Annotated in this window: 22 protein-coding genes; 12 read left to right on the top strand and 10 right to left on the bottom strand. The window is 51.2% G+C overall.

What is annotated here, in order from left to right; genetic code table 11:
• Positions 1–13 precede the first annotated feature (13 nt).
• The gene (locus AC27N8_RS32340; RefSeq protein WP_487073300.1) at positions 14–733 is read left to right on the top strand and encodes a glycine/sarcosine/betaine reductase selenoprotein B family protein; all 720 of its coding nucleotides are present in this window, start codon (positions 14–16) and stop codon (positions 731–733) included.
• A 247-nt stretch (positions 734–980) separates the two neighbouring features.
• Positions 981–2,231, top strand: a complete 1,251-nt coding sequence (locus tag AC27N8_RS32335) for a hybrid sensor histidine kinase/response regulator (RefSeq protein WP_487073298.1) — start codon at positions 981–983, stop codon at positions 2,229–2,231.
• A gap of 62 nt (positions 2,232–2,293) precedes the next feature.
• Here AC27N8_RS32335 and AC27N8_RS32330 read toward each other — a convergent pair whose 3' ends face one another.
• Entirely contained in the window at positions 2,294–2,779 is a 486-nt protein-coding gene (locus tag AC27N8_RS32330; protein WP_487073296.1) for a redoxin domain-containing protein, read from the bottom strand.
• Between the two features lie 131 nt (positions 2,780–2,910).
• On the opposite strand from AC27N8_RS32330, the gene AC27N8_RS32325 reads away from it, so the two are divergent.
• Together AC27N8_RS32325 and AC27N8_RS32320 are read left to right on the top strand one after the other, a co-directional pair.
• Positions 2,911–4,353 carry a hypothetical protein gene (locus AC27N8_RS32325; RefSeq protein WP_487073294.1) on the top strand — a complete coding sequence of 481 codons (1,443 nt, stop codon included), beginning with the start codon at positions 2,911–2,913 and terminating at the stop codon, positions 4,351–4,353.
• A gap of 61 nt (positions 4,354–4,414) precedes the next feature.
• Positions 4,415–4,996, top strand: coding sequence for a hypothetical protein (locus AC27N8_RS32320; RefSeq protein WP_487073292.1), 582 nt, complete (start codon positions 4,415–4,417; stop codon positions 4,994–4,996).
• On the opposite strand, the gene AC27N8_RS32315 is transcribed toward AC27N8_RS32320, so the two are convergent.
• Together AC27N8_RS32315 and AC27N8_RS32310 are read right to left on the bottom strand one after the other, a co-directional pair.
• Entirely contained in the window at positions 4,997–6,460 is a 1,464-nt protein-coding gene (locus AC27N8_RS32315) for a sensor histidine kinase (RefSeq protein ID WP_487073290.1), read from the bottom strand. It abuts the gene before it with no gap.
• Positions 6,457–7,137, bottom strand: a complete 681-nt coding sequence (locus AC27N8_RS32310; protein WP_487073288.1) for a response regulator transcription factor — start codon at positions 7,135–7,137, stop codon at positions 6,457–6,459. The genes AC27N8_RS32315 and AC27N8_RS32310 overlap by 4 nt, the downstream gene beginning before the upstream one ends.
• A 284-nt stretch (positions 7,138–7,421) precedes the next feature.
• Here AC27N8_RS32310 and AC27N8_RS32305 point away from each other — a divergent pair, with 284 nt between their 5' ends.
• Both AC27N8_RS32305 and AC27N8_RS32300 read left to right on the top strand, forming a co-directional pair.
• Entirely contained in the window at positions 7,422–8,213 is a 792-nt protein-coding gene (locus AC27N8_RS32305) for a COG4280 domain-containing protein (protein ID WP_487073286.1), read from the top strand.
• Positions 8,214–8,228: 15 nt separating this feature from the next.
• Positions 8,229–8,426: a hypothetical protein gene (locus tag AC27N8_RS32300; protein ID WP_487073284.1), complete on the top strand. Its 198-nt coding sequence runs from the start codon at positions 8,229–8,231 to the stop codon at positions 8,424–8,426.
• 243 nt (positions 8,427–8,669) lie between these two features.
• Here AC27N8_RS32300 and AC27N8_RS32295 read toward each other — a convergent pair whose 3' ends face one another.
• Both AC27N8_RS32295 and AC27N8_RS32290 read right to left on the bottom strand, forming a co-directional pair.
• Positions 8,670–9,125, bottom strand: a complete 456-nt coding sequence (locus AC27N8_RS32295; protein ID WP_487073282.1) for a VOC family protein — start codon at positions 9,123–9,125, stop codon at positions 8,670–8,672.
• A gap of 151 nt (positions 9,126–9,276) precedes the next feature.
• On the bottom strand, positions 9,277–10,134 hold the full coding sequence (locus tag AC27N8_RS32290) for a helix-turn-helix domain-containing protein (protein WP_487073280.1): 858 nt from the start codon (positions 10,132–10,134) through the stop codon (positions 9,277–9,279).
• A 645-nt stretch (positions 10,135–10,779) separates the two neighbouring features.
• Here AC27N8_RS32290 and AC27N8_RS32285 point away from each other — a divergent pair.
• Positions 10,780–11,532 carry a phosphatase PAP2 family protein gene (locus tag AC27N8_RS32285; RefSeq protein ID WP_487073278.1) on the top strand — a complete coding sequence of 251 codons (753 nt, stop codon included), beginning with the start codon at positions 10,780–10,782 and terminating at the stop codon, positions 11,530–11,532.
• Between the two features lie 40 nt (positions 11,533–11,572).
• On the opposite strand, the gene AC27N8_RS32280 is transcribed toward AC27N8_RS32285, so the two are convergent.
• Positions 11,573–12,343 (bottom strand): dienelactone hydrolase family protein, encoded by a 771-nt coding sequence (locus tag AC27N8_RS32280; RefSeq protein WP_487073276.1) that lies wholly within the window; start codon positions 12,341–12,343, stop codon positions 11,573–11,575.
• A gap of 114 nt (positions 12,344–12,457) precedes the next feature.
• Complete coding sequence (locus tag AC27N8_RS32275; RefSeq protein ID WP_487073274.1) at positions 12,458–13,354, bottom strand: SDR family oxidoreductase; 897 nt, start codon at positions 13,352–13,354, stop codon at positions 12,458–12,460.
• A 195-nt stretch (positions 13,355–13,549) separates the two neighbouring features.
• Between AC27N8_RS32275 and AC27N8_RS32270 the strand changes: the two genes are divergently transcribed.
• From AC27N8_RS32270 to AC27N8_RS32250, 5 genes are all read left to right on the top strand, one after another.
• Entirely contained in the window at positions 13,550–14,416 is an 867-nt protein-coding gene (locus tag AC27N8_RS32270) for a helix-turn-helix transcriptional regulator (RefSeq protein WP_487073272.1), read from the top strand.
• Between the two features lie 139 nt (positions 14,417–14,555).
• On the top strand, positions 14,556–15,494 hold the full coding sequence (locus tag AC27N8_RS32265; RefSeq protein WP_487073270.1) for an NADP-dependent oxidoreductase: 939 nt from the start codon (positions 14,556–14,558) through the stop codon (positions 15,492–15,494).
• 192 nt (positions 15,495–15,686) lie between these two features.
• The gene (locus AC27N8_RS32260) at positions 15,687–16,844 is read left to right on the top strand and encodes a hypothetical protein (RefSeq protein WP_487073268.1); all 1,158 of its coding nucleotides are present in this window, start codon (positions 15,687–15,689) and stop codon (positions 16,842–16,844) included.
• 99 nt (positions 16,845–16,943) lie between these two features.
• Positions 16,944–17,588 carry a TetR/AcrR family transcriptional regulator gene (locus tag AC27N8_RS32255; protein ID WP_487073266.1) on the top strand — a complete coding sequence of 215 codons (645 nt, stop codon included), beginning with the start codon at positions 16,944–16,946 and terminating at the stop codon, positions 17,586–17,588.
• A gap of 99 nt (positions 17,589–17,687) precedes the next feature.
• Entirely contained in the window at positions 17,688–19,121 is a 1,434-nt protein-coding gene (locus tag AC27N8_RS32250) for a carotenoid oxygenase family protein (RefSeq protein WP_487073264.1), read from the top strand.
• Here AC27N8_RS32250 and AC27N8_RS32245 read toward each other — a convergent pair.
• From AC27N8_RS32245 to AC27N8_RS32235, 3 genes are all read right to left on the bottom strand, one after another.
• A complete protein-coding gene (locus AC27N8_RS32245; protein ID WP_487073262.1) occupies positions 19,116–19,790 on the bottom strand; it encodes a DoxX family protein in 675 nt (224 codons plus the stop codon). The two genes, AC27N8_RS32250 and AC27N8_RS32245, sit on opposite strands and share 6 nt — an antisense overlap.
• Before the next feature lie 447 nt (positions 19,791–20,237).
• Positions 20,238–21,563 (bottom strand): hypothetical protein, encoded by a 1,326-nt coding sequence (locus tag AC27N8_RS32240; RefSeq protein ID WP_487073260.1) that lies wholly within the window; start codon positions 21,561–21,563, stop codon positions 20,238–20,240.
• A 69-nt stretch (positions 21,564–21,632) separates the two neighbouring features.
• Entirely contained in the window at positions 21,633–21,818 is a 186-nt protein-coding gene (locus tag AC27N8_RS32235) for a hypothetical protein (protein WP_487073258.1), read from the bottom strand.
• Positions 21,819–21,837: the final 19 nt, after the last annotated feature.

Genomic DNA, 21,837 nt, shown 5'->3' with positions numbered 1-21,837 from the left:
AGGACAAAAAAAGATGGTTATGTCGAAGCGTTGTATCCCATATACTCCCCGCAGCCGCGCAGTAAATGAGACGGTGTTTGCGCTGATCAGCACGGCTGGCGTGCATTTGCGTGAGCAGGAGCCATATAATATTGAGGGCGATAATAGCTGGCGCGTGTTGCCCGGAGATCTTGAGAGCAATCAGTTGATGGTCACGCACGATCATTATGATCATCACGATGCCGATCAGGATATCAATTGCATTTTTCCACTCGATCGCTTGCGCGAGTTGGCCGCAGAAGGCATCATCGCAGGCGTCTCCGACAAACATCTGGGCTTTATGGGCTTTACACAGAATTTCCGCGGTCTCTATGAGCGCGTGGCGCCGGAGATGGCGAAGATCATACTGCGCTCCAGAGCTGATGGAGTCATCGTTACGGCTGGATGTCCTCTCTGTCACCGCGTGGCGGGCGCGATTGCGCGTGAAGTCGAAATGGTCGGTATTCCCACCGTTCTAATCACCGTCGCACCGGATCAATCCAAACAGTCGGGGCCACCACGCGAGCTGGCACCACTGCATTTTAAATTAGGCAATAGCCTGGGTGGTCCCGGACAGCGCGACGTGCAGCGCAGTGTGCTTCTGGATGCCTTAAAGCGTTGGGAGGCTCGTGAGGAGCCGGGACAGAGCTGGACGATTGAGTATCCTGGCTATGATAGTAGCAGCTGGCAGCCCATCGATCAAAGCGAGGGCTAATCAAAATCGGATTATCGGAGAAAGCTCTCAGCAGCCCGACCGGCCAACTGCGCATCCCGTAGGCTCATAGCGCCAATTTTCAGAGCAGATTCATCAAGAGAGCAAAAAAACAGACAAAGAGGCAAAAACCATTAAAATATGGTATATGTTATATCTGATATATATATATTGAAGAAGGAATATTCTACGAAACAAATTAAGCTCGTCTTACGTATAATATAAAAACAAGTAGAATAAGGGTTGACTTATGGATGAAGAAATCAACAATGCACCTATCCTGATTGTTGACGATGATGCCGCACTGTTACAGGCTCTGCCTCAAGTAGTTGATCTGCGTATGAAAGATGTGCAGGTGGAAACGGCTGATTCGGCTCAGCAAGCGCTCACGCTGATCAAAGAAAACGATTATGATGCGATTGTAAGCGATGTGAAGATGCCTGGTATGGATGGTATTGAGCTCCTGGCACAGATACGGGAAGTTCGTCCCGATACGCCGGTGGTGCTAATCACCGGTCACGGCGACCATGGATTAGCGATCCAGGCGATCCGTGGCGGAGCCTATGATTATATCCTTAAACCGATCGATCGCGATGCGTTTATCAGTGCACTCAACCGTGCCATCCAGACGCGTCAACTGCGCCGCAAGGTAACGGAGCAACAATTAGCCCTGGCCCTACATGCCAAGTCGCTAGAGCGTCTGGTAGAGAAGCGCACCGGTGAGTTGGTCACCGCCAACGCCACCAAAGACAAATTCATCGATATCGTCTCGCAGGAATTAAAATCCCCTCTCTCCAACCTCAAAGGGATGACTCAGATGATGCGCCATCAGCTTGAGCGTGGAGATGCCACCAATACGGTCCATCAGGGACTCGTTGACATGGAGCGCTCAATCACCCGCACAGAATATCTGGTCCAGGATCTCCTTGACACGTCATTAATTGAGACCAATCTCTTTGTCTTGAAGCGCCAGCATCACAACCTGATAGAGGTCTGTGACAAGCTCTTCAACGAATACACCACGCGTTCCGTGCTCTCCTTACAGTGCGATTTCAAGGGAGATCCAATCGAAGTCGACATCGATCAGGATCGCTTTTCGCAGGTCATCATCAACCTGCTGTCGAACGCACGAAAATTTTCCAAGAAGGGGACAGATATCACCATCACGCTCCAGCAATCCGGCTACGAAGCCACGCTCTCCGTGCGAGATCAGGGGATCGGCATCCCCGAAGAAGATCTCCCACATATCTTTGAACAATTTTATCGCGTCCCAGGGGTTGAGATTCAATCAGGAACGCGCATCGGCCTGGGACTTGGTCTCTACATTGCCAGAAAGATCATCGAGCGCCACGGTGGACACATCGAAGTGCAGACGCTCCTGGGACAGGGGAGTGTCTTTAGCATCGTCATCCCGATTGTAGTTGATCCAGAGCAAGAACAGCCCGAGAAAAATACATCGGCGACCGCGCATACGCACGCCATCTGGACCATCACCCATTAAAAAACCTGGCATGCAGACTTCCCCGTGGGGACAAAAGAGCATACTATCTCTGATCGTGGGCGTTATAATTTGCGCAGCGCGTCAAAGAGATCCTCATTATCGGGCATCTCGCCAGGAGAAGACTGGACCTCGATATAGCGGATCACGCCCTCCTTGTCGATCGCGAACAGCGCACGCTCAGCCATACCAGCAGGATGACGTACCCCATAGAGGTCCACCACGCTCCCCTGGGGATAGAAATCCGAGAGCAACGGAAAGCTTGTCTGCATCGCCTTCTTCCAGGCCTTCAAAGCATGAAAGCTATCCATACTGATGCTCACCACTTCCGTATCGAAATCCCGGAAGCGCTCCAGCTCAGCTTCGTAGGCCGGCAACTGTGCAGAACAAACGCCACTAAAGGCAAAAGGCACAAATGCCAGTACAACGTTCTTCTTGCCACGCAGATCGCTGAGGTGCCACGGCTGGCGCTCTTCAGTATTCAGCGTAAAATCAGGAGCCAGATCACCGACCTTCAACGTTTGAGTTTCGCGACGATTTCTACTATCCATTTAAGTAATCTCCAGCCTATCAGGCACCAAAAAGCCGCAATGGCTTCGTTGATAAATGTTGGACGCATATGCTATGCTGTTCGGGATTGTAGCACTGGCCTCGGGACGCTGTCAAATAAGTAAAAGAGAGGATGGATACATCTTTGGAGCAGATATCAAGCAAGGATGATGCACAGGAAGATGAATATAAGAAGGATCAGCCCGAAAAGTCTTTTTTTGCACGGACGCAGCAGCGCTGGCAACAACGAAATACGTTCATGGCGTTACTGCCCGCTCTCATCATCACACTGCTGATCCTGGCCGGCGGGGCGGCACAAAGTTTCTGGCCCACAACTGATCCGGCACGTTATCAATGCTATGCCCTCACTTTCTGGCTCGGGAGTCAGGCGACCCATCTGCTGCCAGCCAATCATTGCAGCTTTCTTGACATCAGCACAGCGCAGCCAGCCTTTCAGATGCTTCCCAAAGAATATCCCCCGCTCACCCTGCTCCTCTTCTCACTCCCATTAGTGCTTCCGCTGGCTTACTATCAAGTTGGCTTCGTCTGCATCATGTCCGCGCTGACCCTATTCACCTACCTGATCATACGGCGCTATGGGCAACCCGGCGGTGCAGTGGCGTTCCTGCTGTATATCGTGATCGGAGCCTGCGCCCTTGTGCCGATGCGCTACGACCTGCTTCCATCCGTGCTCACATTGCTGAGCGTCATCGCCGCTCGCCAGCAGCGCTGGATACTGGCCTATCTCGCCCTCGCCGGAGGAGTCCTGCTCAAAATCTATCCCATCCTGCTGCTCCCCGCCCTCTTCATCGCCGAGCAGCGCAGCAAACAACTGATGGATGTCCCCACGACGTCGGCGCTACGACAACTGCCAGCGCAGCTTTGGCGTACACTCCGTACGTGTCTGCGCTGGCAATGGCGGAACAGCTTGATCTGCTGCGCCGTCATCATCATCGTTACGGGACTCTTCGCACTCATCAACTTTCAATACGCAGTGGTCAGTCAGATCAGCTATTTTCTCAGTCGGCCGATCCAGATCGAATCGAGCGGAGCCACTCTGCTCTGGCTCGCCCATCTCGGCGGCATGCCATGGACCATTCAGTATACCTATGGCTCCATCAATGCCTATGCCTATCTGAACAGCCTCATTTCGCCGCTGTTTAGCGGATTGTTTATCCTGGGAGTGCTATTCGTCTTCTGGCTCCAGTGGCAAAATAAGCTCAATCTTGTTCAGACAGTGATCGCTCTGATGCTGGTCTTTATCGCAACCGGAAAAGTCTTTAGCCCACAATACCTCATCTGGCTCATCCCGCTACTGGCCTATGCGGATGCGTTCACAAAAGCCTGGACCATTGTATGGAGTATCATTGCATTCCTGACCACCTTTATCTATGTCGTCTTCTACTCACAGATCCTCGACCCCAATCATATCAAGATCCCCACCGGCTTCTTCGAAGTCGCCGCCATACGAAACGTCCTGCTCATCATACTAATCCTCGCCTACCTCAATAGCATCGTACGCACGCGTCCAATAATCGCGCACTCAGATGATCTTCAAACGGCACCCGAAACATAGTAAATAGTTGATACTTCCGCTATTCTTCCCTCAAGAAGATATACGCAAGAGGGAAATATCAATGAAAAAAGCTTTGCTCTATTGGCTGTGCGCAGCCATCATCTTATCGGGGGCATCTGGCCTGATCTACATTGTAATGCAACAGGATCTGCGGCTCAACGCCAATGATCCACAGACGCAGATGGCTGAAGACGCTGCTACAGCCTTAACAAACGGACAATCGATAGAAAGTGTTGTACCAACGCAAAAGGTCGACATCAAGCAGAGTCTGGCACCTTATATTATCGTCTTCGATGCTAACGGCAAGCCAGTAGCATCATCGGCACAGCTCAATGGTCAGACGCCAGCAATCCCGGCAGGAGTCTTTGACTCCGTCAGGCAAGACGGCGAAGACAAAATCACCTGGCAGCCTCAGGATGGTGTACGCCATGCCATTGTCGTGACTAAATTTAGTGGAGCAAGTTCAGGATTTGTGGTCGCAGGCCGTTCGCTGCGTGAAGTGGAGCAACGCGAAGATACTCTGTTACAGCTTGTGGCGCTCGGATGGGGAGGTCTCCTCGTCGTAACGCTCATCATAGCCCTGCTAGCCGCAGTGCTCCTCGTCAGGAGACCATTCCGCAAGGAAGTGCCAGCAGCTACCTGATCACTTGTTTACCTGAACAATGTTGCCGATTGGAAGCGTGATCGTGAAGGTCGATCCGCGACCGAGCTCGCTTTCAACGGAGACTGAACCTCCATGCGCCTGGACAATCCAATCGACGATCGCCAGCCCCAGTCCACTACTCCCCTGAGTATTTTTCTGGCGCGCTTGATCTCCGCGATAAAAGCGCTCGAAAATATGCGGGAGATGCTCTGGGGCGATCCCAACACCACTATCCCGAACGATAATACTGGCCGTCTCCTGCTGCTTCTGAATTGAGATGTCGACTGCTCCGCCTTCATTGGTATAGAAGATCGCATTTTCTACCAGATTCATTAAGATCTGGATCAAGCGTGTCTCATCTCCACAAATAATCGCCATATCAACGTCCTGCACGGATAAGCTGATACCTCGCTCGTCGGCCAGCGGCTGAGCATAAGCGATCACCATTTCGACGAGCTGGTTGAGCGAGACTGTTTCCCAGGTGAATTGTGTCCGTCCCTCATCGCCGCGAGCCAGCGCCAGCAGGTCTCCGATCAGATGGCCGAGCCGCTCAGACTCCTCACTGACCTCTTGCAGAACCTGCGCGTACTCCTGTGGGTCACGCATCTTGAGCAGAGTAATATCCGCTTTATTGCGTAGCACAGCGATAGGTGTCCGTAACTCATGAGAGGCGTCGGCAACGAAGCGACGCTGTCGGAGAAAGGCTTGTTCCAGCGAGTCAAGCATTTCATTCAGGGTCAGGGCGAGATACTGGATCTCGTCACGAGCCGCTGGGATGAGGACGCGCTGCTGAAGGTCATCCGCCTTGATGTGCCTGGCAACCTGGGCCAGATGTCGAATGGGTGCAAACGCTCGTGCGGCCAGCCAGTAACTTCCCAGGGCACAGACGAGCAAGGCCAGTGCTCCAAGTAGCAGCAGTTCTCCAACCAGTTCGTGCAGGAGTTGATGCAATGGGGCCAGCGATTGTGCCACCTGGATCACTGCGATCACATGCCCACCCTGGAGTAGCGCACGGCTGTAGACGCGAATTTCTACATCCTTGACTCTCACCGTGCCCTGCCAGGGATTCCCCTGAAGCGATTGTACGATGCTACTATTGGGGACATTCAGCAGACTGAAGGCCTGAGTTTGTCGTAAGATCTTCCCACGATCATCGAGGAGACGCACCATTTCTCCATAATCCACATTCCCCTGCGGTGAGGCTTGCCCTTTAATGATCTGTCCCGAAGGGTTTAAGGTCAGATCATTAAAGGTAAGCTCTCCATTGGAAGTCACAATCTCGCTGGCGATCTGCTGCCCGCGAATTTGCAAGGAGCTGTCCAGGCTGGTTTCCAGCGACGTTTCAAGGTGCTGATAAAAGAAGAGTCCCGTGAAAAGCAGCAGGACGGCAAAGACTCCAGTGTACCAGGCCATGAGTTGCAGGCGAATGTTGAGCGGCCAGATGGCACGCCAAAAGGTTTTCATGAGCTGGCCGGTTCCTTGAGTTGATAGCCTGCGTGACGAATGGTCTGGATGATGTTTGGTTCACCACCAGCACAGAGTTTTTGACGCAGATGACGAATATAGACATCGATCACATTGGAAAGATGATCGGCATCCTCGTTCCAGACGTGTTCAGTGATCATCATGCGACTCATAATCTGGCGTGGATGGCGTAGCAAAAATTCGAGCAGGGCGTATTCCTTGTGTGAGAGCGGTATCAGACGCTCGCCGCGTCGCGCCTCATAGGTACTCGGATCAAGGGTGAGGTCGAGAAATTGTAACAGCGGCGATTTGCTAGCATGTTCGCGGCGCAGTAGTGCACGAATACGTGCCTCCAATTCACGAAACGCGAACGGCTTGATTAGATAATCATCACCACCCAGATCCAGGCCACGCACGCGGTCATTGACATCATCGAGCGCCGTCAGGAAGAGGATCGGAACCTGAGATTTTTGCTCACGCAATTGACGACACACCTCCCAACCGTTCATCCCCGGCAACAGGATATCTAAAATGATCAAGTCATACGGTATGAGTGTTCCTACAGCCAGAGCATCCGTCCCATTGGTGACCAGATCTACCGCATAGAGACAATCCTCCAACCCCCTTTTAAGGTCAGGACCCAATCCAGGATGATCTTCCACGAGCAAGAGACGCATAAGAGTTCTCCTCAGAGCTTCGTATTCTACGACGAGATGTGTTAGATTTAGCCAGTAAGATAACTACTTTACTCTTCTCACATGAAGCGAAGATGAAGTGCAAGGCTTTTCATCCACGTTTCATGTCCTTGTGCTATGGTAGCACACTGAGCATCTAAGAGCTTTCCTCAATCTTTCTGGCAAGAAGAGAAAACTACGTGCTCCTCTCTCTATGCTATTCCGATGAAAAAAGAGAGGGCCTTTCTCGTTATGATGTTCTGATGCACCTGGAATGGAGATTTTCTATGCAATGGGCTGTGGCGATAGCATCATTTCTGGCTTCGGCGGTGGAATTCGTTGAGGCCTTTACGATTGTCCTTGTGGTTGGTGTCACGATTAACTGGCGTAGCTCATTAGTTGGCGCCCTGGCGGCCGCGCTCACGCTCGCCGCCATTATTGCAACCTTTGGAGTCGCGATCGTTCAGTTTGTCCCTCTGGACGTCTTACGCCTGGTCGTCGGAGTACTATTGATCCTCTTTGGCTTAAAGTGGCTAAAAAAATCCATTCTGCGCTACAGCGGAATGAAGGCCCTGCACGATGAAGAGGCTATCTTTGAAGAGCAGATGGCCGAGGTAAATGCCCGTGGAGAGCAGCCAGCTGTACGCATCCAACCCTTTGGAGTGGCTTTATCCTATAAAGCGGTCCTGCTGGAGGGATTAGAAGTGGCCTTCATCGTGATCACCTTCGGCAGTAGCGCCGTCACGGCGAGCGTCAGCAGATCAAGCAGCATCACGTCAGCCGCCATCGGAGCAGCACTGGCGGGCATCCTGGTGATCATTCTGGGTTTTGTCGTACGGGCACCGCTGACAAAGGTGCCGGAGAATACACTCAAATTTGTGGTCGGTATCATGCTAACAACCTTCGGCACCTTCTGGACTGGCGAAGGCTTCGGCGTCAACTGGCCCTATGCAGATCTCTTTCTTCCGATCCTGGCAATCATCTATTTATTGGGAACGTTCCTGCTGGTGCTCTGGCTGAAACAGGTTAAACAGCAGCAGACGCAGCGGCAAAATACGACGGCGCATGTGTCAAACTAGCAAGGAGAAGCATTGATGAAAATCATAAAGGCCATCTACAATTTCTTTGTTGGTGACATGGTATTTCTGGTGGGCGTCCTGATCACCGTGCTGCTGCTGGCCCTCATCGATACAATTGCCGCGCTCAACGCCTTGCGGGCAGCTTCAGGCGTGATCCTGATTGTTGCCATCCTATTGCTTCTCTTCGTGTCGCTACGTCGAGAGACCCACTGACAGTTTCCCGGACGATGGCTCCAAAACAAGGGTGACAGGCCAGCCAACGTAGCGTCAGGACTTGGGCCTGACGCTACGTGATTGAACGTGACTCTTCGGCATAAGATGCGCCACGAGAATGGCATCCCGTGGGTCGTACGACCATGCACCTCATGAGATTCCATTAAGCGATCTTCTCACAATGGAGCGTTGCGTCGGTGGACGTTGACACCGGGCATGTCGCGATCAAGCCAGACAATGAGATCAGTTCTCCGAAAAGGCAGCCTCGATCGATCGTAAGAGCTCTGAATCTTGCGCGAAGAGGCCCCGACCGATCTGGACAAACTCAATCAGGTTTCCATCAGGATCAAAGACAAAAATAGTTCCCGTGCCATAAGAGAGATCATCATGGAGATCAGTCAGCGGCTTTTTTCGCATTTCGATATCAACCTGAAACGGCTTGAGCGATGCCAGGAGAAGGCGTGAGAGGATTTCATTCAAGTTATCCACCTGTAAGGCAACGTGTCGAACAACATCGTAGGGAGTGGTCTCCGACGATGCATCAGGAATCTCTACAACGTGTATGGTACTCTCCCCGGCAATGAACCAGACAGGAATACGCTCATGTTGCTCTAAACCGAGCACCTCAAGAAAAAAATGCCTCGCTCTTTCATTATTTCGTACGAGCAAGCTCACATGGTGAATGCCTTGATATTTCATGGAAAGTCTCCTTTTAGTGTATAAGCGCTTCACATTTATTAACTCTAAGCAGAGGGTTCATCCGAAATACTCCGGTACCCCAAATCTTTGGACAAGACAAGACGCTTCTCACCCCGTCTTGCTCCAAGATAGCATTCTAAAGGAAGACAGACTAGGAAATTTGTGCGGTTTTGCGATAGCTTCCAGGTGTCGTGAAGAGGATGCGCTTAAACTGCCGGGTGAAGTGGGATTGATCAAAAAAGCCCGTTTCCATCGCGACATAGCCCACCTCGTGCCCTTGCGCCAACAGCGTTCTGGCGTGTGCCAACCGTATCTGGGTCTGATAGGAGTGGGGAGAGAGACCAACAGCCTGACGGAAAACCCGGGTAAAATGAAAGGGACTCAGGCCGGCCTCCTGGGCCAGTTTTTGCTGCGTGATCTCCTCGGCATAATACGCTTGTAGGTACTCCTTAGCACGCTTGACAGCCGGGTGCTCCCTGCCTGGTCGAGGAAGAGCTCCAGGATCTTCAGCGTGAGACAGCAAGATCCGAGCAAACGAGAGGAGCAATTCCTCCTGTCGCAGACGAGAAACAGGTGCCTGCGAACTGGCAGCGAGTTCGCGCAAGATCCTGCTCAAGGATGGATCAAAGAGGCAATGGCCGGGAAAATGGGGCTGGGACCTCTCCCTTTGGGTCATCTCTGTAGCGATCTGTTGTAGCCAGGCAGGATCAACACAGAGAACTTGGAAAGTGACATCTTTGGATTGACAGATACAGAGTTCTCCGGGCTCGAAGACATAAAAGGTTCCATCGGTGGCATTGATACTTTCATGGTTAGTTCGATACTGCAAGTCCCCAACACCAGATTGTAGTGCCACAACCATATACTGCTGAGTATAATAATGGTGAATCGAGGAATTACTGAAGGCCGATCCCTGGAAAAGTTCGAATTGCTCGAGTTGCCACGGTCGCCACATTTTAACGCCACTGTCGACTACCTCAGATCCAACTCTCATACCGAGAGGTCTCATGAATGCTTTCCCCTTCTCTACAATGTTGGGTAAACCACCTGCTATCAAAGTCAGTAAACAACATACTTACTGTTAAGCACCCATAATAGATCAGATGCTCGCCCCATTGCGCTTCTATACTCCTTCCAGAATAGCCTCCTCCTGATAAGATTGTCTAGGAAATTTGTGCGGTTTTCCTCTGCTTTACAATCATCTTCCAGATGTTAATGTTGCCTTCAGGAACGTACTCCCCCTCAAGGCCTTTCATCCACATTTCATGTCCTTGTGTTATGGTAGCACACTGAACAGTCAAGAGCTTCCCTGATCTTTCTAGCAGGGAGAGCATATTATAGTCTCCTTCTTTTCTCCGTGTTACTACGTCGAGAAACCCATTAAATTTTTCTTGACGCTTATGTTCAAAAACGGTAATCGAAGAGTTCAAGTGTTGCGGCATATGCGTCCGGTACAAAGGTTCATCCGTTTAAAAAGAGTTGGCTTTAATGATTGCTGAATCCAAAGCTAAGACTCCCAGACAGTTTCACTCACAGTATTGCATGCTAGAATGTGGCAGGCTGAATTGCTGCGAGCGAAGGCTGGGAGCTCACATATATATATGCAGGAGTGTTTGTAGAATTGAAAAAAAATGAATAGAGGAGGATCAGGATCTTGAATAAGAAATCTAATAGTGTGCAGTCTATGGTAGAGGGTGCGATGGAGGAGACGCGACTCGCACATCGTCCCTGGTATACGCTAACCAGCGTGGCCCGCACGCTCTTTATCATCTACGCCGTCCTCTTGATTCTCTTTGCGCTCCTGGCCTGGTGGGTGCATGTGACGCCAGTGCTGGCGATTGATGTCGCTATCACACGTGAATTTCAGGAAAATCAAACGCCGATATTGCGCATTTTCATGCTCTTCATCAGCTATCAGGGAAGCACAGTGCTGCTTTCAGTCCTGATTGTGGTGGCGGCTCTGATCTTTGCGATCGTCGGACTACGTCTGGAAGCGCTCTTCATCGTGATCCTGTCCGTAGTGAGCTCGCTTTTAAACGTCTTCATCAAGTTTCTGGTCGCACGACCACGTCCGAACGCGCAACTGGTGGATGTGATCCAGGCCGCGCAGGGAAAGAGTTTCCCCAGCGGACACGTGATGGCGTATATCGCATTTTGGGGACTGCTTTTCTCCTTCGGTATCATCGTCTTTAAGGGCTGGCATTGGTGGCGCGTGGCCCTGCTGGCAGTTTCAGCCTTCTTCGTCATCTTAGTGGGTCCCTCGCGCATCTATCTGGGAGACCACTGGGCCAGCGACGTGCTGGGATCGTATCTGATTGGTGGCGTACTTCTGGGTGTGACGCTCTGGATCTATCTCCAACTCAAACAGCGCGGTACGCTGGAAGAAAAACGTCTCCAGGAAATATGAGCGAGGAGCCTCGGACACAGGGTCCAAGACTCCTGCGGATTTAAGATGCCTTGTTTTTGTGGTCTTCGATAAAGTGGAAGATCCGATGCCAGGCATCCGCCGAAGCTTCAGCATGATCGGTAGCACGACGATCGAAGAAGCTATGTGGCGCGTCAGGATAGATGACGATCGTATTTTCGACGCCTGTACTGTTCAGCTTCTTTTCGAGCTCATGAACCTGCTCAACCGGGATACCTTGATCAGCTCCGCCAAAGAGTCCAAGCACAGGATATTTGATCTCCGGAACACGATCCAATACTGTCCCCTCTCCACCCAGACTACGCGACAGGGCAGCATAGAAGCCAACTACACCGGCAAGCCCAAAACTTTGTGTGGCGCTGAGGAGCGAGAAGGTTCCTCCCAGACAAAATCCAACGGTAAAAGTCGGTAAGGCCCCCTGTTCACTCCCATGCAAGAAATCCAAAGCAGCCTGGACATCGGAGAAAAAAGTCAACATCTCCAGTTTTTGTACGTGCGGCATCCATTCAAAAGAGTCATCACGCGATGTCAAACCAGCTGTGCGTCCAAAATAATCGATCGCCACCGCCTGCACACCCGACTCCGCAAAACGTAGCGCCAGCTCCCTGTAGAATTGATGCAGGCCACGTACATCTGGATAAATAATGACTTGCGCTCCCAGAGGTTGATCTGGATAGGCCGCGTAGGCGGCAAAGCGATTGCCATCGGAGGCCGTCAGGACAATATCCTCTCCATGAGCACTTCCTCCAGCCGTCGCCGGTACAGGCGGGCGGGCATTGTCGTCATAGCACATACAGATAAGCTCCTTTTGTCATAATAAGAAGGGGTCGAAAATGTTGGCCCCTTCTTATTATGGCACTTCTCCGATGAATAAAATTCCTTCCTTCTATCAGTTGCTACTGCTACTTTATGCCTTGTGATCTGTAAAGTAGTGGCCTTCTTCAAGGTCGGCGATTAATCCAGGATGTTGAGGCCGCCAGCCCAGACGTTCCCGCGTCAAAGTGCTCGACGTCGGGTTGTCGGCCGACACCAGCAATGACAGCCAGCCGAAGTGGTCGCTCGCTTCCTCAGCGGTAATACTGACGACCGGTACCTTCAACTGACGGCCAATGACCTCTGCAATATCCCGGAATGGCACGCCCTCTTCAGCGGCTCCATGCAGTCGCGAGCCCGCTGGAGCAGATTCCAGGGCCAGCCGGAACAGATGGGCCGCGTCGAGACGATGTACAGCGGGCCAGCGGTTCGAGCCATCACCGATGTACGCAGACACGCCCTTCGTGCGTGCAATGCCAATGAGACCTGTGACAAAGCCAGCGTCGCCATGGCCGTGCACAGTCGGTGCAAGCCGCACAAACGATGCGCGCACACCGCGCTCGGCCATGGATCGGACAGCATGCTCCGCAGCGACGCGGCGCATGCCAGGCTGACCAGCATCCTCTTCCGTTCCGAGCCGACCGAGAGGAAGCATCAATGTGCCCGAGGTACCGATGAACAGTTTTCCAGTACCTTCGAGCACTGTCATCATCGCCTCGATGGCGTGCAGGTCGACCGCATCCGCAGCCGGGATGTCCGAAAAGTCGTGCACAAAGGCAAGATGGATCACGCCATCCGCAGCAGCGGCACCGCGACGGAGACTATCAAGATCCTCAAGGGTCCCGCGCTGCACCTCCGCACCAACAGCGGTAAGCGACGCGGCAGATGTATCTGAGCGAGCCAGGCCAATAACCTGATGCTCGGCAGCTAAAAGCTCACGAGTGACCATGGTGCCGATATAACCGGTTGCACCAGTAACAAAAACTTTCATAGGAAATTCCTCCTGTAGATGTAAAATGAATTATCGGTTAAGCGAAGCGAAGACAGCTTTCTGCTGGCGTTGTGCTCGGCATATTGAGAGTGTATACTGGGAGGAATACTAGAACAAGAGAAGTGTTTATCATAGGTGTAGAGCTCCTACGTTCCCGCCATAATAGCCGACAAAGGAAAAGGAAAAAGAAAAAGAATGATACAACGTGAGCAGGACAAGCAACGCCTGCAAGAACTCGGAGATTTTCTGCGTACCCGGAGAGCCCGATTGGCTCCTGAAGACGTAGGAATGCCACGGGGAAGCAGGCGGCGAGCTCCCGGACTCAGACGCGCTGAAGTGGCCCAATTGGCCGGCGTCAGTGTAGACTGGTACACCTGGCTGGAGCAGGGACGTCCGATTAGTGTTTCGACACAACTCTTAGAAAGCCTCGTGCAGGCTCTGCGCCTGACGGTTAATGAGCGAGAACATCTCTTCCTCTTAGCCCACCAACAACCTCCACCAGAAAGGGCGATGGAGCCTGAGAGCGTAAGTCCGACCTTACAGCGCTTCCTCGATCAGCAGGGTCTCAGTCCAGCATTTGTATCAGGACGACTATGGGATGTGGTGGCCTGGAACGAAGCCGCCCGCGTCGTCTTTGGCGATTATGGGCAGATGACCTCCTTTGAGCGCAATTCCGTCTGGCGACTCTTCACCACATCAGATCATCGGCGTATACTGGTCAATTGGGAAAAACATGCGCGACAAATCTTAGCACAATTTCGTGCTACCTGCGCTCGCTATCCTGGAGATCCCCGACTGAACGCGTTGATCAACGATCTGATGCTGCGCAGCCCGGAATTTCGAGCCTGGTGGCCTGATCATGAGGTCCTCGGTGCACTCGAAGGATCAAAAACGTTCAATCATCCACAGGTAGGTACACTGCGGTTCGAGTATCTCGCCTTTCAGGTGATCGACGCGCCAGATCTCAAAGTGGTTATCTATACACCCCTGGCAGAAGCAGATACCCCGGCGAAAATCTCCCAGCTCATCTCAGAGAAATCAAGCGTCTCAAGTAGGTTCTGAACACCGTTTCTACCTGCCATGATAATATTGATCAGAACAACAGCGTGAGCTTGAACTGTTCCATAGAGGAGTGGTAGACTGAAACATCTTAGTGAAAGTCGACCTGCGATGGTTTTAGTCAGAGAGGATGGGTTTGAAGATGGCACGAAAATGGATTGCAACAGATTTCGGGGGGCTGGATGTTCTCCGTGAGGTGGATACAGAAGTAGCGACACCCGCACACGGTGAGGTGACAATCGAGGTGCGTGCGGTCGGCATGAATCCCGCTGATTACAAGGGCTTTGCGGCTGGCGAGGATCGTAGCGTTCTCCCTTTATCAATCGGCTATGAAGTAGCTGGCGTGATCAGTGCACTCGGTCCTGACACGGAAATTGCTTCCGGAGGAGGCAAAGTTGGTGATGAGGTTCTGGCTTTCAGGATTTCAGGAGGCTATGCTACGGCTGTGACGGTGAAGGCAAAGGATGTGTTTGCCAAGCCGAGCACGCTTGATTTCGCTGCGGCGGCGAATCTTCTTCTCGTGGGAGCAACGGCCGCTCAGATGCTCGACGTAGCACACGTCGTAAGGGGAGATACAATTGTGCTTCACGGCGCGTCCGGAGCGGTGGGAGTAAGCGTGCTACAGCAGGCGCGCTTGATCGGCGTACACGTCATTGGCACGGCTAGCGAACGCAACTTCGATACGATCAAGGAGTTTGGAGGAACACCAATTCTCTATGGAGCGGGTCTTGAAGAACGTATCCGTCAGGCTGCCCCAGGCGGAGTGGCCGCGTCGCTGGATACTTCGGGCACTGATGAGGCCATCGACGTCTCTCTGGCTCTCATGCCCGATCGACAACGCATCGTGAGCATTGCAGCATTTGGCCGTGCAAAAAAGGATGGGTATCAGGTCGTGAGTGGCATGGTCCCTGCAAGCGTCGCGTTCCGCGATGGCATACGTGCTCATCTTATCCAACTGGCAGCCGAAGGCAAACTCGTTGTGCCGGTAGCTCGGACCTTTCCCTTTGCCGAGGCGAAAAGCGCCCTCGATCTGCTTCGCAAGCAGCATCCAGGCGGGAAACTGGCGCTTATCCCCGAATAGATGCAAATGAGAGCTTTACGCTCTTGCCCCTCACAATCTTCTTGCTTCTCAGGTTATAATATAGTTGGCTTCTTCTGGCAAACTATTGTGAGTCGCGTAATTTGCCAGAGAGGCGATGATAGTCAGAAAGATGAGACCAGTGCAACTGACGCTCTCGCACAGAGAACATATAAAAAGAGGCAATTTTGTACGATGAAATCATTCGAACAGCCTCGTGAGAGTTTGCCAAACCCTCCACAAGAGCAAAGGGCTGATATGCTCAGAGAAACAGCAAAAGGATACGTAGACACTCTCAGAAGAGAGGTCATTCTTACTCATCACATACCAACAGAGAATGATAGGTACAGAAGAGCCACAAAGTTAGCTGATGAGTGGAAGGGAAATATTGATAGAATACAAGATGATACGCGAGGAAAAGGTTCTGAAAAAACGATAGAGCAGATTCTCGCTGAAAGCCATAGGGAAACTGAAAATGCAGTTGAAGCCCGCAATGGGAGGATGCGAAAAAATACTTTTTTGTCTAAGCAGGGTTTATTACACGCGATGAGAGAAAATCTTGATGCAGGTGATAAGGTCCCCATAAAAGATATTCCTCAAAACTTAAAGGAACTCTTAAAAGATGCACAAGCGAATATCTGGGCAGGCCATTTAGATCCGAGATGGGTAAAACGCTTGATGGCAACTGACGATATTATACATTCAGAGAAGATAGGGGGAACAGAGATGGAGCACCTACGTCGTCTTTCTCCCAGTAAAATAACGCTAAGATGCGGAATGACTTGTGTAGCTAAACCCGAATATCTAGACATATGCATACCTCGCCGCGAAGTTGCAGCTTATGAGCTGGGTGAAAAAATCCTTGGATTAAAGATGGTCCCGATGACAGTGTTGCGTGAATTTGATGGTATCACCACATCAGTCCAGTTGTGGGTCAATGACCTGAAAAAGGGAGATAATCGCCTTCCTAACGATGCCAAAGTTTTTGACTACCTGATAGGGCATACAGATCGCATCACAAAATTTGATTTTCTTAAGGATGAAGACTTTCGAGCCGACTACCATGTCAATGTTAACTGGGGCAGCACCAAAGAGGGCCGATGTGTTCTCTATGATAATGATCAGAGTTTTGGCTCAATACATCCGATTCCAGACATCCCCCCTGAGAAATTATCACAATTTATCCCCGGTTCGGAACTTCACAAAAGTATCAAACAACTCGATTTGAGTGGCCTCGACCTTCTCTCATCAGAGAAGCAGATAACTCTACAGCGTCGAGATAAGCTCTTGAGAGCTATCGAGACACATGAGACTGTAGAGGTCTCTCAGGCAAAAGACCAGCAGAGAAAGTAGTAGTGATACGTTAGCAAAAACATCTCTCCCTCATCCCTTGACATAATTACTATTAGTGTGTTATATAATTAACAGTGTTCATTTATGAGGAGAGAAGTAGTGAGAAAAGATGCGCCGACGCGTAACGATCGCATTAGAAAAGCCAGCCGTCACCGCCGTGATCAGGAAAAAGAAGAGTTACAGCAAATGATCCTGCGAGCTGCCGGAGATCTGTTCCTGGAGCAGGGCTATGATCATTTTTCGATGCGGCGCGTGGCTGAGGAGATTGGCTATTCGGTGGCGACACTCTATCTCTATTTTCGCGATAAAGATGCTTTGTTGTTTGCCATTGTCGATGAAGGTTTTACCATCTTTGCGCAACAATTGGCTACCGAGGCGGAGAAGAGCAACGATCCATGGACACGCCTGAACAATCTTGCGCAAGCCTACATTGCTTTTGGTTTACGCAATCCAGTCTACTATCAACTGATGTTTTTGTGGCGCGTTGACTATCTGACGCAGGCGCGTCCTGGCGAGACCCAAATACGCCTGAACGCTTTCGCAGTCATCGAGCGGGCCGTGCAGATTGCGATGGATGAGAAGGCGATGGTTGCAGGCGATGCTCGCATCTGTAGCGATACGCTCTGGGCTGTGATGCACGGAATTGTGTCGATGGCAATTACCATGCCATCCTTTGATGAAGAACGCATCCGCCAGATCACTGTGTTCGCGCAAGCTATGATTAGAAAAGCACTGAGTCCATAAAAATTTTGCGCTTTAATGAACGGTGTTTATTTACATTCATATGTTCTTTGTTCGTAGTTAAAAGAGATACACTCAAGAAAAGAAAAGGATCAAAAAGTCATGACAGCTCAATACGTTGAAGGATTTTCCTCTCTTACCGAAGAGATTACATGCGATCATCTACCTGTAACTGGCACGATGCCAGATTGGTTAGCGGGAAGTCTGCTCCGTAACGGTCCGGCACAATTCGAGGTGGGCAAGACGAGTTATCGCCATTGGTTTGATGGGTTGGCAATGCTGCACAAGTTCTCATTTCAAGCCGGTGAGGTCTCCTATGCAAACGCTTTTGTAAAGAGCCCTGCCTATCTGGGCGCGCAAAAGAATGGCAAGATCAGCTATGCCGAGTTCGCAACCGATCCCTGTCGCTCAATTTTCAAACGTATCACAGCACTCTTCGTTCCGGCCGAACCTGGAAACAATGTGAACGTCAATATAAGCAAGCTTGGCGAACGTTTTGTAGCCATCACCGAGACGCCCATGCCGATTGAGTTTGATCCACAGACGCTAGCAACGGTAGGGGTCATTCGCTATGATGACGATATAAAGGGACAGCATTGCACACCACATCCCCATTATGATCAGCAGCGGCACGCAGGCATCAATTCGATCACCAACTTCGGCCCTCAGAGCAGCTATCAGATCTTTGAGACGCCCGATGGGACCACCAAACGCCGCCTCCTGGGTGCGATCCCTGTCAAAGAACCCGCATATATCCACAGCTTCAGCATCACCGAACATTATGCCATCTTGATTGCCTATCCACTGGTTGCCAATCCCTTGCAGATGCTCTTGAGCGGGAAACCCTTTATCGAGAACTTCCATTGGAAACCCGAGCTCGGTACACATTTCTATATCATGCGCAAGGATAGCGGGGAGGTCGTTAACACGCTGGTAGGGCCTGCATTCTTCTCCTTTCATCATATCAACGCCTTTGAGCGGAACGACGAGATCATCGTCGACATCTGTGCAACGCCCAGTGCGGCCATCATCGACCAGCTGTACCTGAGCAGCATCAGAGAGCCAAAAAATGGCGTGCCTGATCCCACATTCACCCGTTATCATCTGCCATTGCAAGGTTCCGACCTCACGTCGGAAGCGATCAGTGACGAATCCATCGAGCTGCCCAGCATCAACTATGGACGCTTTAACGGCAAAGATTATCAGTACGCCTATGGAATTGGACCACACAAACACATCAATGATGATTTCCTGAATCAATTGGTGAAGGTCGATGTCCACCACAAAACGACACGGACCTGGCACGAAGAGGGATGTTATCCGGGAGAGCCTATCTTTGTAGCCGCCCCGGACGCCCAGGACGAAGATCAAGGAGTCATTCTCTCGGTCGTCCTGGACGGCTCACGCGGACATTCATTCCTGCTCGTACTCGATGCCGCATCCTTCACAGAAGTGGCACGAGCCGAAGTACCACACATCATCCCCTTCGGCTTCCACGGCCTCTACACAAAAAGCCACAATACGCCCGGATTATGACGTCTGTGGCAGCGTTTCAGGCGTGGAGGTCTCGACATTCTCTGCGGGAGTTATGCTCTCTGCGCTCGTAGCGGAAACCCATGGCACACCCAGGCGTGGGAGCAGAGAATAATCAAGACCGTAGAAACCGGCGATGCGCCAGGCGAGGATCAAGAGGATCTCTAAAAGGAGCAGGATCGGGTTGACGCTGACAGCTCCGGCCAGCAGGTAATTGAGATTCATCAAGGCACCGAAGGTCGCAGCGACTCCGGTGAACGCTCCAAAGATCAGTCCCAGGCCGACGAGCGTCTCGCCGAAAGGGATCAGGTAGGCAAAGACGCCTACACCCGGCAAGGCCACATGTTGTAAGAAAGCAGCATACCAGCCTTGCACGGCAGGACTCGTTCCGCCGGCCAGCGCGAGCGAATGCTTGAAGAAACCTGTCAGTGCGACCGATCCATGTCCTCCCACGAGCCACGATCCACCCTTGGATGGCTGACCCAGTGAGCCAAGCGTAAATGAATAGCCGGTCAATTTCGCAGCGCCCGCACTCAGCCATTCATACCCGACATACAAACGGACAATCAGCCACAGCCAGGCCAGGCGCGAGTCGAAGAAAAAAAGCTGTGTCACAGGCAAGACGGTGAAGCGAGCAGTAGAACGAGGTTGCATCAATTGAAAGCGTTGCATCGTTATTCCTTTTCACGATAGCGCTCTGGCTACAGTTTATTCCCACTGATAACATCGCTGTTGACAGCACGAACAGACAGTCAGAAACACCGCTACAGCATGGCTCCTGGAACAGAAGAGTCCTTCCTTCTTCGCATACTTCAAATGCATGCCCGACCAGTATGTTATCTACTGTTGTGCTTGAAGCTCGCACAAGAATGTCTATAGGGTATCAGACATACACAATGAAATATATCCAGTTGCTGTAGCTTAACACATAAAGAGCCCAATAGTAGGAGAAATTTGTCAAAACTCTCTGTACATATAGATACCATGTACATGCGATAAAGTCAAGTATTTAGCGCATGTATTTTATATAGCTATATTATAAATATTTAGTACCGGAACAAATTTGTTCCGGTACTAAATACAAAAGTATCTTCTATCTCAAAATGATGAGAGGATTCATTAACATAAGCTCACCATACCCAGTAATTCCTCTCTGTTATATCGTTCGCCTGGCTCTGTTTTTTGTATACTTGCCAGTTGGCTGAGCGGAATGCGGCTGAAGCCGATGAGCCTATGATTGCGCCTGGGTTTTGTTAGCGCCTCCAAAAGGCTTTCTAGCATTCCTGTAGTACCCGCACGATTGCTTACGAGAGGGCTATCGGGGATATTGCTGCGATCTCGTTCGCGCATGGGTTTAAAAAGAAAGCGTTTGGTCAGCATCAAATGCGAAGAGGCAACCCTGCCATTAGCTTGCATCAAGAAGAAGTAAGGAATAACGCACGGATAATCGTCCGCCAGTTGTAGGAGCTGAGAAGGGCTACCATTGGCAAAGATATCAGCATCGATGCCTATCAGGCTTCCCAGCAGAGAGGGGATGCCGGGCAACCTCATAGCCTCTTCCAACGCGTTTCTTTCAGACGCTAAAAGTGCCGGGAAAATTTTATACACATGTTTCGTATAATCAGCAAACTGGTAGCCGAGATAAAAATCCCTTTTTATAAACTCAGGGTCCTGCGCGCCACTTGGCGGTGAGTCTCCAGCAGCCCAGTGGATAGCGAATTGACGAAGAATATCCATAAAATGCGCTGCTTCAAAGATATATTGACCAAATTCGTTCTTTACAGCAAACTCCAGATTGATCTGATGCACCACATCCAACAGTTTCGTTGCCAGGGTCGCTGACTCTAGCGCCTGGGGACTATTGACCTGGACCGCTCCCGATACGATTGGATACAGCAACTCGTTCACAACAGCTTCCAACGCCTCCGCTTTTTTTAGCAGGACCAGGAACAGTTCTTCTCCCTGGTTACCCGTATAAGTCCGCACAAGATTACCAGTAAAGACGGAATGGTTATATCCCAGGATTTGACCTTGCCACTTCACTTCTATTGTGGGCACGTTCCAGCGCACCAGCGAGGCATAAGCGTCTCGAGGCGGATGCCCCGTATGTGTGCGTTGTGCAAGCCGCCTCATATAGTCCAGAAATGGAATTTTGTCCTGCGATGCAACCATCGGCAAAAAGCTGTTTTGAGGCGTGCGGAGTAGCTCCAGGTCAGCCTCCTGCCGATGCCTGCCAACAGAAGCTCCAAGCAATCCGATATCGACCACCAGCTGCTGCGCCTGCAATGGCGTCAGCTCTTCTGGTATTGGGGCAGTGTCAAGCACCTGATGGTTTGCACGAACCATCAGGTCTTCAACGGTAAGATGTTTATCCAGGATAGCACGGTTCAAGCGGGGAAGCTCCACCAATATCCAGTTGTCAATCTGCTCTACTCTATTTTGCATGATGCATGTGATCCTTTCAAAAAAAGGATACTCTCTCATGCCGCTTTTTCAGAGGGCGTTAGCGGTCTTTCAAGTGACCTTTTTCGTCACTTCCGTCCAAAGGAAACCAGAACGAAAAACCTCTTCGTAGCGTATCGCATACCATCCAACGTATCGCATACTATCCAAAGCAGGTCCGGGAGGAAGGCTATGGAGTGGCACGCCCACCGACGCCGCCACGTCGGGTCCGGTAAAGAGGCAAAAGTCATCAGTCAAAAGGGGGATTTTTCGACAG

This window comes from Dictyobacter sp. Z7_2, from assembly GCF_057551105.1.
This window is presented reverse-complemented; position numbering and strand designations above follow the sequence as displayed.

Coding starts and splice junctions, on each gene's coding strand:
- AC27N8_RS32340 (WP_487073300.1), top strand. CDS start 14: ATGGTTATGTCGAAGCGTTGTATCCCATATACTCCCCGCAGCCGCGCA.
- AC27N8_RS32335 (WP_487073298.1), top strand. CDS start 981: ATGGATGAAGAAATCAACAATGCACCTATCCTGATTGTTGACGATGAT.
- AC27N8_RS32330 (WP_487073296.1), bottom strand. CDS start 2,779: ATGGATAGTAGAAATCGTCGCGAAACTCAAACGTTGAAGGTCGGTGAT.
- AC27N8_RS32325 (WP_487073294.1), top strand. CDS start 2,911: ATGGATACATCTTTGGAGCAGATATCAAGCAAGGATGATGCACAGGAA.
- AC27N8_RS32320 (WP_487073292.1), top strand. CDS start 4,415: ATGAAAAAAGCTTTGCTCTATTGGCTGTGCGCAGCCATCATCTTATCG.
- AC27N8_RS32315 (WP_487073290.1), bottom strand. CDS start 6,460: ATGAAAACCTTTTGGCGTGCCATCTGGCCGCTCAACATTCGCCTGCAA.
- AC27N8_RS32310 (WP_487073288.1), bottom strand. CDS start 7,137: ATGCGTCTCTTGCTCGTGGAAGATCATCCTGGATTGGGTCCTGACCTT.
- AC27N8_RS32305 (WP_487073286.1), top strand. CDS start 7,422: ATGCAATGGGCTGTGGCGATAGCATCATTTCTGGCTTCGGCGGTGGAA.
- AC27N8_RS32300 (WP_487073284.1), top strand. CDS start 8,229: ATGAAAATCATAAAGGCCATCTACAATTTCTTTGTTGGTGACATGGTA.
- AC27N8_RS32295 (WP_487073282.1), bottom strand. CDS start 9,125: ATGAAATATCAAGGCATTCACCATGTGAGCTTGCTCGTACGAAATAAT.
- AC27N8_RS32290 (WP_487073280.1), bottom strand. CDS start 10,134: ATGAGACCTCTCGGTATGAGAGTTGGATCTGAGGTAGTCGACAGTGGC.
- AC27N8_RS32280 (WP_487073276.1), bottom strand. CDS start 12,343: ATGTGCTATGACGACAATGCCCGCCCGCCTGTACCGGCGACGGCTGGA.
- AC27N8_RS32275 (WP_487073274.1), bottom strand. CDS start 13,354: ATGAAAGTTTTTGTTACTGGTGCAACCGGTTATATCGGCACCATGGTC.
- AC27N8_RS32270 (WP_487073272.1), top strand. CDS start 13,550: ATGATACAACGTGAGCAGGACAAGCAACGCCTGCAAGAACTCGGAGAT.
- AC27N8_RS32265 (WP_487073270.1), top strand. CDS start 14,556: ATGGCACGAAAATGGATTGCAACAGATTTCGGGGGGCTGGATGTTCTC.
- AC27N8_RS32260 (WP_487073268.1), top strand. CDS start 15,687: ATGAAATCATTCGAACAGCCTCGTGAGAGTTTGCCAAACCCTCCACAA.
- AC27N8_RS32250 (WP_487073264.1), top strand. CDS start 17,688: ATGACAGCTCAATACGTTGAAGGATTTTCCTCTCTTACCGAAGAGATT.
- AC27N8_RS32245 (WP_487073262.1), bottom strand. CDS start 19,790: ATGCAACGCTTTCAATTGATGCAACCTCGTTCTACTGCTCGCTTCACC.
- AC27N8_RS32240 (WP_487073260.1), bottom strand. CDS start 21,563: ATGCAAAATAGAGTAGAGCAGATTGACAACTGGATATTGGTGGAGCTT.